Genomic DNA, 12,795 nt, shown 5'->3' with positions numbered 1-12,795 from the left:
TTGCGCATTGCCGCGATCGTTCCGGATGACGATCCGCAAATGTGTTTCGCTTAGCCCCAAGCTTAGGTCAGGGCCGACATTGCGCAACAAACTGTGAAGGATTGTGAGCGCGGTTTGATTCGCTTTTATGATCGTTTAGGGTGGGGCGTGATGTCCGCGAGCGAATTGCCAGGGGCCGCAAAAAAGGAGCTTCAATCCACCATGGAAATCGTCTACCTCTGTGACCATCCCGAGCTGATCAACGAATTGGCCGAACTGAATTTCAAGGAATGGGGCCACTTCCGGGCCGACGACACCGTCGAGGGGCGGATCGAACATTTGCAGGCCAACGCCGGCAAGGGCTCGGTGCCCACGGTGATGGTGGCGATCGAGGGTTCACAACTGCTCGGCGGCGCCATGCTGCTGACCCGCGACATGGCCGCGCGCGCGGAACTGACGCCATGGCTGGCGGGGGTCTACGTCAAGGAAGAACACCGAGGCCGGGGGATCGCCTCGCAACTGGTGGCGCGCATCGTCCAGGAAGCCGCCACGCTGGGCGTGCCGGAACTCTATTTGTACACCGACACGTCACAGACGCTGTATGCGCGGCAAGGCTGGGAAGTGCTGGAGCAACGGGTTTACCAAGGGTTGGACGTGACGGTGATGAAGCGTGGGACTGCTGCCCCGTAACACCCGCAGCCCTCGCAGCCCTCGTAGCAGCTGTCGAGCACCGCGAGGCAGCGTCCGGCGGCGCAGCCGTCGTCAAACCATGCACTGCGGTGTATCAGGCAAACCGCGTGCACAGGGTTTGCGACGGCTTCGCCGCCGGACGCTGCCTCGCGGTGCTCGACAGCTGCTACGAAGAATCCGTGTCTAGAATGCGAGTTTGTAGCCGATCAATACCAGCATCGTCGCCAGACACGGACGCAGCAGCTCATCAGAAATGCGCCCGGTCAGGTGGCTGCCCAGCCAGATCCCCGGCAGCGAACCGATCAGCAGGAAACCCAGCACATGCCAGTCCATGTTGCCCATGCTCGCATGGCCCAGGCCAGCGACCAGGGTCAGGGGCACGGCGTGGGCGATTTCGGTGCCGACCAGACGGCGGGTCGGCAGCAGTGGATAGAGGATAAACAACGCCACCGTGCCCAGGGCGCCGGCGCCGATGGACGTCAGGGCGACCATGGTGCCGAGGATCAGGCCGGTGATGACGGTCAGCACGTTGAGGCGCGTGCCGCTGGGGTTGTAGTTGCCACCGGCGCGTTTGTGGGCGAAGTCGAGCAGGCGCTTCTTGAAGAAAATCGCCAGGGCCGTGGCGAACAGCACGAAGCCCAGGGCCTGCTTGATGATCGCGTTCATCGCCTCAGGCGCAGTGTGCAAACTGCTGAGGAACCACAGCGTCATGGCTACCGCCGGCACGCTACCGAGGGTCAGCCAACCGGTAATCGCCCAATCGATGTTCTTGTTCTTGCGGTGCACCAGCACGCCGCTGGATTTGGTGATGGCCGCGTACAGTAAGTCCGTGCCCACCGCCGTCGCCGGGTTGACGCCAAACCACAACAGGATCGGCGTCATCAGCGAACCGCCGCCCACGCCGGTCATCCCGACGATAAAGCCCACCACCAACCCAGCAACGACTAACCCGAAATTACCGAAATCCATTAACACGCCCACAAAAACCGCATGAAAAATCTGGCCCGCAGCATAGCGATTTTTCTTATAACCACTTATATCGATACGGTCTATCGTTATGCCCAAGACACCGCATTCCTGTAGGAGCGAAGCTTGCTCGCGAAGAGGCCGGCACGTCCAACATCTCTGTTGCCTGACACACCGTCTTCGCGAGCAAGCTTCGCTCCCACAGGGGAGATCCGGGGGTTTACTGGACGGGGAGGAAATTGAGGAACAGCAGGCTCTGCGCGTAATTCAACCCAATGCGCCGATAGCGCTCATCCAGCATCTGCGTCAGCAAATCCAGCCTCGCCACAATCTTGCCGAACTCCACGGCGAAACTCAGGTTGCTGCCCTCCTCCGAAATCTCATTGGAGAACAGCAAGGGCTCGCCATTCTTGTTTTGCCGTTGGCTGAGAATCCACGTGGCTTTCTCGATGTTGCGCGCGGCGTTGCTGACGAACACCGGGTTGATCGCATCGGTCATGTAGAACTCCAGCCGATTGCCATGGGCGGTGACCAGCATGCTGCCGATGGCATAGATGAAGGCGCCGACCCGATCCCCGAGAAACTCCGGGCTCATGGCGTAGCTCAGCGCCGCCAGGTCTTTCTTGCCGCCCAGGGTGGGCAGCGGTTGCTGCATTTCGATGGCCTCGCGCACTTGCTTTTCGGCGGTGCGGGCATCGAGGAAGCCGGATTTTTTCAGCTCCTGGGGATTGCGCAGGTACAGCTTGCTCATCAGCAGGTACAGACTTTCCAGGTTGTCGTGCATCGCCAACGTGGCCATGCGGTCGACGCTGGTCTGGAGGAATTCCTGGGGTTTGCCTTCGCGGAACTGGCTGACGATGTCGCTGCCCTGCTGCTGGCTGCAACCGCTGGCGAACAGCAACGTCAGGCACGCCAGCAGGCGAATTCGGGTTTGAAACGGGGATGACACTCGAGCCATGGGTTCTTGGGCTGACACATTCCTGTGCGGCGGGAGTCGCCGCAGCCTGGCCATGGATAGAGCCGGTTAATCCGAAAAAGTGCAGTGCTGACGGTGCTCGACCGATCACCGGCACCGGGACCTCCTTCATTTAGTCCGACTTTATTCTGGAATAAATCGACTAATAGACTATAAATCTTCTTCCGATCTATATTTAGTATGACTACTTACCAAAACAACAAAAAAAGGAAGATCAACCATGCTTCAATCCCGCTACCTGCTCTCCGGCCTCGGACTGTCCCTGATGATCGCCACCCTTCCCGCCCACGCTGCCGGCCTGTCCAGCGAACACAAAGCCTTCGGCAAAACCAATGACGGCACGCCCGTCGAGCAATACATCCTGCGCAACAGCCATGGCCTGCAAGCCACGGTCATTACCTACGGCGCTACCTTGCAGTCGCTGAAGGTGCCGGACAAGAACGGCAAGGCTGAAGACATCGTCCTCGGTTTCGATGACGTCCAGGGCTATCAGGCTGGCACCGCGTACTTCGGCGCGACCATTGGCCGCTACGGCAATCGCCTGGCCGGTGGCGCGTTCAAACTGGATGGCAAAAGCTACCAGGTGCCGAAGAACGACGGCCCCAATTCCCTGCACGGTGGCACCCAGGGCTTCGACAAGCATGTGTGGAAAGCGCAGCCGAGCAAAGGCAAGGATTCGGTGGGCGTAACCCTGACGTACCTGTCGAAGGACGGTGAAATGGGTTTCCCTGGCAACATGAAAACCGAGGTCACCTACAGCCTCACCGAGAACAATGAACTGCGCATCGAATACAAGGCCAGCACCGACAAACCCACGGTGCTGAATCTGACCAACCACAGCTATTTCAACCTCGCCGGCGCCGGCAATGGCGACGTGCTGCAACAGCTCGCCACCCTGCACGCCAGTCATTACACGCCAATCGATGGCACGTTGATCCCCACCGGTGAACTGGCACCGGTGGCCGGTACGCCGATGGACTTCACCCAACCGACCGCCATCGGGCAAAACATCAAGGCCGATCACCCTCAGTTGAAATTCGCCGAGCCGAAACAGGGTGGCTTCGACTTCAACTGGGCGCTGGATGCCAAGGGTGACGTGAGCAAAACCGCTGCCGATGTCAGCGATCCGCAGTCCGGCCGGCGCTTGCAGCTCTACACCAGCGAGCCGGGCGTGCAGTTCTACACCAGCAACTTCCTCGACGGCACCGTCAAGGGCAAGGCTGGCAAGGTTTACTCGCATTGGGGCGCGTTCACCCTGGAAACCCAGCACTATCCCGACTCGCCGAACCAGGCGAACTTCCCGAGCACGCGGCTGGATCCGGGCAAGACCTACACCCAGCACACCGTGTTCAAGTTCTCCACCAAATAAAACACTTCCCCTGTAGCAGCTGCCGAGGCACGAGGCTGCGTTCGGCTGCGATGCAGTCGTGAAATCAGGCGGCGCGGTGTTTCAGGAAGACCGCGTACTCAGGTTTTACGACTGCTTCGCAGCCGAACGCAGCCTCGTGCCTCGGCAGCTGCTACAAGCGAACGCAGCCTCGTGCCTCGGCAGCTGCTACAAGCTGCGATCTTCTGATTTTGGCCATCATTTGAACCCCGCACGCTATCCTGCTGCCCAAAAGGAACACAGATCGCATTTCACACAGGAGGTTTTTCATGCGAACCCTTGAACTGGCCGGCGTTCAGGTACCGATCATCGGCCAGGGCACCTGGCGCATGGGCGAGGATCGCTCGGCGCATCGCAATGAAGTCGCGGCCCTGCGCCAGGGCATCGAGCTGGGCATGACCCTGATCGACACCGCCGAAATGTACGCCGAGGGCGGCGCCGAAGAGGTGGTGGGTGAAGCCATCGCCGGGCTGCGCGACCAGGTCTTCCTGGTGAGCAAGGTTTACCCGCACAACGCCAGCCGCAAAGGCATCCCCCAGGCTTGCGAGCGCAGCCTGCGGCGCTTGAACACCGATTACATCGATTTGTACCTGCTGCACTGGCGCGGCCAATACCCTCTGGAAGAAACCGTCGAAGCCTTCGAACGCCTGCGCGAAGAGGGCAAGATCGGGCGCTGGGGTGTGTCCAATTTCGACGTCGACGACCTGCAGGAACTCGCCGCCCCAGCCTGCGCGACCAATCAGGTGTTGTACAACCTGGAGGAGCGCGGCATCGAATTCGACCTGCTGCCTTGGTGCGAACAACAGCAAATGCCGGTCATGGCCTACTGTCCCATCGGTCAAGGTGGGCATATGCTGGTCAACTCGACGCTCAAGCAGGTGGCCGCCCGTCACGAGGCGACACCGGCTCAGGTAGCACTGGCATGGATACTGCGTCAGCACAGTGTCATTGCCATTCCCAAAGCGGTCCGACCCGAGCACGTGACGCTCAATGCGCAAGCCGCGCAGTTGCAGCTGGAAGCTACGGATCTGGAGGCGCTGGACCAAGCGTTTCGTGCGCCACAACGTAAGCAGCGATTGGCCATGGTCTGAGCCATCGCGCCCTGTCAGAGGGCTTCGGAATGAGAAGCACCGATCCGCTCGACGCGTTCAATCTGCCCCGCTTTGTCCAGGCACAGGACCCGGTGTTCGAAAGAGTTCAAGAGGAACTGCGCGCCGGCAAGAAGCGCCGGCACTGGATGTGGTTCATTTTTCCGCAGATTGGCGGGCTGGGTGGCAGCGAGATGTCGCGTTACTTCGCCATTCGTTCCGCCGAAGAAGCGGCGGCGTACCTCAATCACCCTCTGCTGGGTCCACGCCTGCGCGCCTGCACCCAGTTGGTGTTGAACCTGGAAAACCGCTCGATCGCCGAAATCTTCGGCCACCCCGATGACCTCAAGTTTCACTCTTCCATGACCCTGTTTGCCCAGATCGCCCCCGAGGGCAGCCTGTTCCATCAAGCGCTGGAGCGCTATTTCCACGGCATACAGGATGACTGGACGCTGTCGCTGCTGGACTTAAAACAAGCCAAGCTGCCCACCGATCAGGGTTGAGAAGTCGTCATCGACAAAGGGCAGGATCGCGTCGGCCACCGGTTGCAGTTGCCGTGTCACATAGTGGTCGTAGTCGATGGGCGCACTGCGGATCTCCAGCGGTTCGGGCCCGGCGACGGTGATCACGTAACTGATCCAGCCGCCATTCTGGTATTGCCGCGGACGCCCCTGCTCATCGTTATAGGCGTCGGCCATCCGCGCCGCCCGCACATGCGGCGGCACGTTGCGCTCATAGTCGTCGAGGGTGCGACGCAGGCGCTTGCGGTAGACCAGGCGCTCGTCGAACTCACCGGCCAGGGTCTTGCGCACGTAATCGCGGACATAGTCCTGATACGGCTGGCGATGGAAGATCCGCGTATACAACTCCTGCTGAAATTGCCGGGCCAGCAACGACCAGTCGGTGCGCACGGTCTCCAGGCCTTTGTAGATCATTTCGTCGGTGCCGTCGGCGCGGGTGACCAGCCCGGCGTAGCGCTTCTTGCTGCCCTCCTCTGCCCCACGAATGGTCGGCATCAGGAAGCGTTTGTAGTGGGTTTCGAACTGCAACTCCAGCGCACTTTCCAGGCCGTATTCTTGCTTTACATGCTCGCGCCACCACTGATTGACGTGATCCACCAAGGCGCGGCCGATTTGCGCCGCTTCTTGCTGGCCGTGGGCGCGGCGCAGCCAGACGAAGGTCGAGTCGGTGTCACCGTAAATCACCGCGTGGCCCTGGGCTTCGATCAACTGCCGGGTGCGCAGCATGATCTCGTGGCCACGCAAGGTAATCGACGAGGCCAGCCGCGTATCGAAGAACCGGCAACCACTGGAACCGAGCACGCCGTAGAAGGCGTTCATGATGATTTTCAGGGCTTGGGACAGCGGCGCGTTGTGTTCACGCTTGGCGGTTTCGCGCCCTTCGGCGACCCGGGCGACGATGGCCGGCAGGCAATGCCTTGTGCGGGAAAACCGGGCGCCGCGAAAACCTGGCACTGATTCGCTGTCATCCGGATGTTTGAGGCCTTCGATCAAGCCCACCGGGTCAATGAGGAAGGTGCGGATGATCGATGGATAAAGACTCTTGTAGTCGAGCACCAGCACTGACTCGTACAAACCCGGTTGCGAGTCCATCACGAATCCGCCGGGGCTGGCCTCGGGTGGCTTGCCGCCGAGGTTCGGCGCGACGAAGCCCTGGCGGTGCATCAGCGGCATATACAAATGGGTGAACGCCGCCACCGAGCCGCCGCTGCGGTCCGCCGGCAACCCGGTGACGCTGGCCCGTTCCAGCAGGAAGGTCAGCAACTCGGTCTTGGCGAAGATCCGCGTGACCAGTTCGCAGTCCTTGAGGTTGTAGGTGGCCAGCGCCGGTTTGTCCTCGGCGAACATGCGGTTGATTTCGTCCATGCGCTGGTACGGCGTGCTGATCGCCTTGCCTTCGCCGAGCAGGGTTTGCGCGACGTTTTCCAGGCTGAACGAAGGGAAACTCCAGGTCGCCGAACGCAGGGATTCGATGCCGTCGATGATCAAGCGCCCGGCGGCCGCGGCGAAGTAATGGTTACGGCTGCCGTGTTCGCGCCACTGCATTTCTTCGCCGCCACGCCCCAGCTTCAGCGGCACCGCGAGGCGCCGGGCGTGTTCGTGCAGCACTCGCAGGTCGAACTGCACAACGTTCCAGCCAATGATCGCGTCGGGGTCGTGGCGGGCGAACCAGTCGTTGAGTTTTTTCAGCAGCAGGGTTCGGCTGTCGCAGTATTCGAGCTGGAAATCCACCGCGCTAGCGTCACCGTTGGGCGGGCCGAGCATGTACACCTGACGCTCGCCGCAGCCTTCCAGGGCGATGGAATACAGTTCGCCCTGGGCGGTGGTTTCGATGTCGAGGGAGACCAGGCGCAAATTCGGCCGGTAGCCGGGAGCCGGTTTCATTTGCGCGTCGAGCAGCAAACCGTCGGCGCTGGGCGTGCCGCCGAATTGCACGGGGGCGGTGATGAAGCGTTCCATCATGTAGCGCTCGGGCGGGCGCACGTCGCCTTCGAACATCTCGACGCCGGCCTTGCGCAGCGCGGTTTCCAGGCGCATCAACTGACCGTGTTGCTGACAGTAGAGGCCGAGCACCGGGCGATGTTCGAAGTCGAGCAGGGCCAGGGGCCGCAGTTCGACGTTCTTTTCTCCACGCAGCACGGTTTCGGCCTGCTCGCGCTGCTCGGCCGGGATGAAGGCTACCGACGGCTGATGAGGCAGGCGGATGCGCCGGGGACCGGCATCGGTCGCCAGCCAGAACTCGACTTCCGTGCCGGCCGGGGTGTCGCGCCAATGCCGGGTCAGGACGAAGCCCTGCTGTAAATCCACCACTGCAACCTCGAAACTGATTCAGAGGGGGATTCTACGCGTGATTGACGACCGATAGCCCCCTCGCCACTAGTCAGTTTTCGTGCGGTGACACGAGGATTACCGAAGAAAAACCAGCAAATGGCGCTTTTTGCGTGTTATCTGCCGCTTTCTGCCTTGCCCTGCGCGTCTGCGTCTACGATTCTTCAAGAACAACGACAACACCTAGAGAAGCTGCCATGAAAACCGTCGCCCAACTGCTCAAGTTAAAGGCCCAGCAAAATCAGGAAGTCCACACCATTGCGCCGCATCAAATGGTGCTCGAAGCGCTGATGGTCATGGCCGCGAAGAACGTCGGCGCGTTGCCGGTGCTGAGGAATGGCGAGGTCGTCGGCATCATCAGCGAACGTGACTATGCGCGCAAACTGGTGCTCAAGGGCCGCTCCTCGGTCGGCACGCCGGTCGAAGACATCATGGTCTCGCCAGTGATCACCGTGGACACTCACCAAACCGTCGAAACCTGCATGGGCATCATGTCCGACAAACGCCTGCGCCACTTGCCGGTGGTGGAAAACGGCCAGTTGATCGGTTTGCTGTCGATCGGCGACCTGGTCAAGGAAGCGATTGCCGAACAGGCGGAATTGATTCGCCAGTTGGAGCAGTACATTCGCGGGGAATAATGTTCCCCCCGTAGGAGCAAAGCTTGCTCCTACGGGGGTTGCGGTAGATTCAGGTAGGCCAATGCCGGGCGAAGACTGGCGCCAGCGTCGGATGCCGATCAATACGCATCAACCAGGCGAAAAAACCCGGCCGTGCATGGCGCAAATGTTCCCGAGTCCCGGCCCAGCGCGTCACTACCGCCGCCAGCACATCCAGCGCGCCGGGCGTCTCATCGTTCAGGTACAGCTCACCGGAAAACTGATCGGCAAACACTTCCCAACTCCAGTGCAGCCGGGCGCGGGCGCCGGCCATGAGGTTTTCCCTCGACGACTCGTCGGCCCCGGCCAGCCAGCGCTCGGGGTAATCGATGATGCCGATGGCCGCATAACAATTGCTGACGATGTACACCAGGCCGCGAATCGCCTGATCCCGTTCTGCCGGGTCATCCGGCAGCAGGCCCGACGAGGGAAACGTCAGCCCCAGGTGAATCAGGATCGCCGCGCTCTCGGTGAGGATGCTGCCATCGGGCAGCTCCAGGGTCGGAATTTGCTTGAGCGGGTTGAGTTTTTCCAGCGCATGAGTGGCCTCGGCCGCGGCGGCCACGTCGATGAAGCGATAAGGGATCGCGCAGAGTTCGAGGGCCGCTTCGATGGCCGCCGCGCCGGAATTCTGATGTCCGTAAAGCTGATACATGTCGCGCCCTCCCGGCGAACAAACAGTCAGTCGGTAGACGGCTGGCCACGGGCGCATGTTCCCTGCCATTTGACCCATTGAAGCAGGTAAGATGCGCACCCCGGGACGCACTGTTGACGTCCCGCTGCACACTTCAAGGGAAAGAACATGCGCCAACCGGATGGCAAACCTGCCTCAATGCCTCGCGTCTATTGGTTTGTACTGGCCTGCCTGGCCCTGAGCGGCTGCTCGCCGAGCGAACGGTCGTCATCGGCCAGTCTAGCCGGTGAACAGGGACGCGGCGGCGCGATGCTCGCCTATGAGCATGATGTGCAATTCATGCTGCCACAAGCGCAAATCGTGCCGCGCCTGCAAGCCACCCGCGAGGCCTGCGAAACCGCTCGTTTCGGTGCCTGTAACGTGTTGCGCATCGAGCAAGGCGCCGGCCGCGCCGAGATCACCTTGCGCATCGCCCCTGCCGGCGTCGAGCCGTTGGTCGCCATGGCTGCCGAGGGCGGCGAAATGGGCCAGCGGATCACCAGCGCCGAAGACCTGGCCGATGCCGTGGACGACACCCGCCGCCGTCAGGAACGGCTCAAGGCCCAGCAACAGCGCCTGGACCAACTGGCCAGCCGCAAAGACATCAGCGTCACCGACCTGATCGCCCTGAGCAAGGAACAGGCCGGCATCGAGAACGACCTGCAAGCCCTGGCCCAGGTTGCCGCCGGGCATCAGCGCCGACTCGACACCAACCGAGTCACGCTATCGTTCCAGCCGACTGGCGCCAGCAGCCGCTCGTCGCACCTGAGCGAGGCGTTCAGCAACGTGCTGGATAACCTGGCCGATGGCGCCGTCGATGCATTGGAGAAAGGCAGTTATGCCTTGCCGTTCCTGATCCTCGCCTTCCCGCTGGTGATGCTGTGGGTGTGGCTGTGGCGCAAATTTGTGCGTCGTCGCGTGTGAGCCGGGAGTCGAAAATGTCCGAATTATCAACTCCAACCTGTTCGGTGGCCGGTCTCGGCGTCCGCAAACTGACCCTGGAAGATGCCCCGCTTCTGTACGCATTTTTCGAGGCTAACCCAGACTACTTTATGCTCGTGGAAGGTGGACCGGCCACCCTCGAACAGGCGGAAGAGGAATTGCTCGGCGAGCTGCCGCCAGGCTGGAACTACAGCGAAAACTGGATGCTGGGCTATCAACCCGCCGGCGCGCCGTTGGTGGCAGTGCTGCAATTCGTAACGGACTTGGTGGCGCCGAAGTTGTGGCACATCGGCAGGTTACTCGTGGCCACAGATCTGCACGACTCCGGCATCGCGCAGGCGCTCTATCACGACTTTGAAACCTGGGCCCGCTCACAGGGCGCCGACTGGTTGCGCGTGTGTGAAGTGCATAACAACCCCCGAGACGGGCACTTTTGGCGTGAACAGGGTTTCAAGCACGTTCGAACGAACGAAGGCGTACAGGTGGGCTGGCTGATCCATACCGCGGACATCCTGTTCAAACCGTTGAATGGCGGCACGCTTGAACAGTATTTGGCGGTGATCGAACAGAATCATCCCAACCAAAGCGATTTCTGACGCTCTTTGTGTAGGTAGCAGCTGTCGAGCACCGCGAGGCAGCTGCTACGGGCACAGGGCGTTGGGCACCCTTGTAGAAAATTTCTTACCTGTGTATCAGCGTTGGCACGTCTTTTCCATGCACCCGCTGCTTGCGAATACCTAACCTCGCAAAACAGCGCTTGCGGTGCTCACCCCGCACCAAGAGCAATCATTGGACGCTATCCGCGTTCTTATAAGGTGCGATGCCGAACCAGAAGTTCGTGCGTCCAGGCTGGCAATAAGGAAATCACAGCGTGAATCTTCAAACGTCATCAAGGCCTGTCCTGGCCAACCGCTCCAGCGTTATGCCGCGTTTCCCTCTCAGTACTCTTCGCGATTACTTTATTACCTGAATTGCGTCACCGCGCTCCTTGTTTGGCGATTGCACTCGCCGACAGGGCAGTGCTAATTATTTTTTAAATATTACATACCTGGCAAGTTAATGATCGATCGCTGGATATTGTCCGACAATAACTTGCCCGAACCATTTACATACCGCCGTCGCGCTTAAAAGTTAGTTTTAATAAACGCACCAAAAGTGTCCCTGCGCGTTTAACTCATGTTGCTGGCAGCTACCGATTTCATTTGGACAAAAACGAGGAATAGCCCGGTGACCCGCTAAAACACTGACACGCACCAAATCAAACCGTCGCGCACCATTGCGTGCATTGACGCACAGGCCCGCAGCCGCTCTGTTCCGCTGATTAACGGAACATGGCGACCGGCAACACTCGCCCCTGAAAAAGCACAGCTTTTAGAGGTGAACGGCCAGGCTTTGTCAGCAATAAGCGAGTCACCTCGTAAAACTTATATAAATGCGACATGGGTAACGTTGCTGAAATAATCGTCCAACCGGACAGCAATATTTGGCACAGCGGTTGCTATGTAACGAACATGAGACAGCGTCGATACATTAGCCGCCTCACCCAATAAGAGATCAATCAGGGAAATGATAATGAACAGACGAAGTCGATGGCGCTGAGCCAGTAATCTGCGCAAACCGTTTCAATAGATAGTCCAACTATCGGCTTGCGCACACCCTTGAAAAGGTTGAAATAAAACACTCGAACATTGCACCAATGTTCGCACGGCACCTTATTGCCCTTCATCTACCCGAGGGAGCTTTAATGAACGATGCGGTAAAGCACAGAACCCTGCCGGGGCCGTTACGGGATGATCCGATCTTGCCGGCATCGGGCAGTCTTCCCTATAAAAGCAACACCTCGAAACCCGGTGGGTTGAGCAAGCAACAGGTGCTGTTGCTGGTGGCGGTATCAGCGCTGATACATGGCGGTGCCTGGTGGTTTTTCCAGCAGGCCAAGGCCGAACCGCTGCCCACGCCTCCCGAAATTCCAGAGATGACCGTCGAGCTCACCAGCCCGACGCCTCCCGCGCCGCCGACCCCGGAACCGCCGCCTCCGCCGCCTGAACCCGAGCAGCCGGTGGAGGATGAGGATGCGCTCAAGCCGCCGCCCAAACCGGTGGAGAAACCCAAGCCCATCGAAAAACCGAAACCGGTGGAAAAGCCCAAACCGGTGAAAAAAGTCGAGCCGCCGAAAGCCCCACCCGCCCCCGCTCAACCGGCAGCACCCGCCGCTCCTTCGACGCCGAGCGCGCCACCGGCACCCGCCGCCGCCCCCGGCCCGGTGAAAGAGTCGGCCGCCGTTTCCGGCCTCGCCAGCCTCGGTAACCCGCCGCCGCAATACCCGTCCCTGGCGTTGCGCCGGAGCTGGGAAGGCACCGTTGTACTGCGTATTCAGGTGCTGGCCAACGGACGTGCCGGCGCGGTGACGGTGACCAAATCCAGCGGCAAGCCCCAACTGGACGAGGCAGCGGTCGCGGCGGTGAAAGCCTGGAAGTTTATCCCGGCCAAACGCGGCGACACGCCCATCGACGGCTTCGCTACCCAAACCATCGACTTCAAATTGCCCCAGTAACGGCGCAACGAACTGAACTCATAACCGATTAATGC

Annotated in this window: 12 protein-coding genes; 8 read left to right on the top strand and 4 right to left on the bottom strand. The window is 60.4% G+C overall.

Going from position 1 to position 12,795, the window contains the following annotated elements; genetic code table 11:
* The first annotated feature begins 201 nt into the window (after window positions 1-201).
* Complete coding sequence (locus HKK53_RS31105) at window positions 202-669, top strand: GNAT family N-acetyltransferase (protein ID WP_169373925.1); 468 nt, start codon at window positions 202-204, stop codon at window positions 667-669.
* A 183-nt stretch (window positions 670-852) separates the two neighbouring features.
* Here the strand turns inward: HKK53_RS31105 and HKK53_RS31100 are convergent, their stop codons facing one another.
* Window positions 853-1,638 (bottom strand): sulfite exporter TauE/SafE family protein, encoded by a 786-nt coding sequence (locus HKK53_RS31100; protein WP_169373924.1) that lies wholly within the window; start codon window positions 1,636-1,638, stop codon window positions 853-855.
* A 217-nt stretch (window positions 1,639-1,855) separates the two neighbouring features.
* Window positions 1,856-2,593 (bottom strand): hypothetical protein, encoded by a 738-nt coding sequence (locus tag HKK53_RS31095; protein WP_169373923.1) that lies wholly within the window; start codon window positions 2,591-2,593, stop codon window positions 1,856-1,858.
* Window positions 2,594-2,831: 238 nt separating this feature from the next.
* Between HKK53_RS31095 and HKK53_RS31090 the strand changes: the two genes are divergently transcribed.
* The 3 genes from HKK53_RS31090 (at window position 2,832) to HKK53_RS31080 (ending at window position 5,589) form a co-directional block, all read left to right on the top strand.
* On the top strand, window positions 2,832-3,980 hold the full coding sequence (locus tag HKK53_RS31090; RefSeq protein WP_169373922.1) for an aldose epimerase family protein: 1,149 nt from the start codon (window positions 2,832-2,834) through the stop codon (window positions 3,978-3,980).
* A gap of 287 nt (window positions 3,981-4,267) precedes the next feature.
* Window positions 4,268-5,089 carry an aldo/keto reductase gene (locus HKK53_RS31085; protein ID WP_169373921.1) on the top strand — a complete coding sequence of 274 codons (822 nt, stop codon included), beginning with the start codon at window positions 4,268-4,270 and terminating at the stop codon, window positions 5,087-5,089.
* Between the two features lie 29 nt (window positions 5,090-5,118).
* Window positions 5,119-5,589 (top strand): DUF1810 domain-containing protein, encoded by a 471-nt coding sequence (locus tag HKK53_RS31080; RefSeq protein ID WP_169373920.1) that lies wholly within the window; start codon window positions 5,119-5,121, stop codon window positions 5,587-5,589.
* On the opposite strand, the gene HKK53_RS31075 is transcribed toward HKK53_RS31080, so the two are convergent.
* Window positions 5,554-7,914: a DNA polymerase II gene (locus HKK53_RS31075; RefSeq protein ID WP_169373919.1), complete on the bottom strand. Its 2,361-nt coding sequence runs from the start codon at window positions 7,912-7,914 to the stop codon at window positions 5,554-5,556. The two genes, HKK53_RS31080 and HKK53_RS31075, sit on opposite strands and share 36 nt — an antisense overlap.
* Window positions 7,915-8,132: 218 nt before the next feature.
* On the opposite strand from HKK53_RS31075, the gene HKK53_RS31070 reads away from it, so the two are divergent.
* Window positions 8,133-8,573 (top strand): CBS domain-containing protein, encoded by a 441-nt coding sequence (locus tag HKK53_RS31070; protein ID WP_169373918.1) that lies wholly within the window; start codon window positions 8,133-8,135, stop codon window positions 8,571-8,573.
* Between the two features lie 49 nt (window positions 8,574-8,622).
* On the opposite strand, the gene HKK53_RS31065 is transcribed toward HKK53_RS31070, so the two are convergent.
* Window positions 8,623-9,246, bottom strand: coding sequence for a glutathione S-transferase N-terminal domain-containing protein (locus HKK53_RS31065; RefSeq protein WP_169373917.1), 624 nt, complete (start codon window positions 9,244-9,246; stop codon window positions 8,623-8,625).
* A gap of 147 nt (window positions 9,247-9,393) precedes the next feature.
* On the opposite strand from HKK53_RS31065, the gene HKK53_RS31060 reads away from it, so the two are divergent.
* From HKK53_RS31060 to HKK53_RS31050, 3 genes are all read left to right on the top strand, one after another.
* A complete protein-coding gene (locus HKK53_RS31060; protein ID WP_169373916.1) occupies window positions 9,394-10,188 on the top strand; it encodes a DUF4349 domain-containing protein in 795 nt (264 codons plus the stop codon).
* 14 nt (window positions 10,189-10,202) lie between these two features.
* Entirely contained in the window at window positions 10,203-10,802 is a 600-nt protein-coding gene (locus tag HKK53_RS31055; RefSeq protein ID WP_169373915.1) for a GNAT family N-acetyltransferase, read from the top strand.
* Window positions 10,803-11,950: 1,148 nt separating this feature from the next.
* Window positions 11,951-12,760, top strand: a complete 810-nt coding sequence (locus tag HKK53_RS31050; RefSeq protein WP_169373914.1) for a TonB family protein — start codon at window positions 11,951-11,953, stop codon at window positions 12,758-12,760.
* Window positions 12,761-12,795: the final 35 nt, after the last annotated feature.

The organism is Pseudomonas sp. ADAK7 (assembly GCF_012935675.1).
In the GTDB taxonomy this organism is placed as follows: Bacteria; Pseudomonadota; Gammaproteobacteria; order Pseudomonadales; family Pseudomonadaceae; genus Aquipseudomonas.
This window is presented reverse-complemented; position numbering and strand designations above follow the sequence as displayed.